This window comes from Bradyrhizobium ferriligni (genome assembly GCF_056837965.1).
This window is the reverse complement of record NZ_JBXEJO010000271.1, coordinates 1-450: the sequence shown is the minus strand read 5'-3', so window position 1 is coordinate 450 and position 450 is coordinate 1. Positions and strand designations below refer to the sequence as shown.

Here is a 450-nt window from a genome sequence, read left to right as displayed (position 1 = left end):
TCGCCAAGTCGCTGCACGTATCCCCTGAGACGATGAAGATGGCCTTTGGCGAGCAAGCCGATGGGGGCCGTCCTTCGGTGTCGCAGGCTTCCGGCGAGCAAGCCGCCCCCCCGAAGACCATCATCAAACAGGTGAACCCTATGTCGACCCCTCTGAGCAAGCGCATCGAGGATGCGCAGAACGACCTCGTGCGCGAGAAGGATGCGCTGACCGCGCATATCGCCGAGGATGACGCCGATCCCATCGTGACCGAGGAACTGGCCGCGCGGATCGAACAGAAGGAAGCCGGGCTCGCTGCGCTGAAGCGTGCGGAGGCTGCCCTGGCCGCCAAGACTGCCGCTCCGGTTCAGGCGGTGACGGCTGTTCCCGCGCAGCCCGCGCGCCGCGCCGCTGGCGACAAGCCCGGTGATGCGATCATCCGTGCCGCCATCGTCCACGGCATTGCTCTGC

The 450-nt window shown here is 66.7% G+C and carries 1 protein-coding gene; it reads left to right on the top strand.

All coding sequences use genetic code 11. The annotated features are described in order from the left end of the window. Positions 1–450 (top strand): hypothetical protein (locus tag AC1VNY_RS42670; protein WP_482409701.1); only part of this gene is annotated, 450 nt, incomplete at both ends.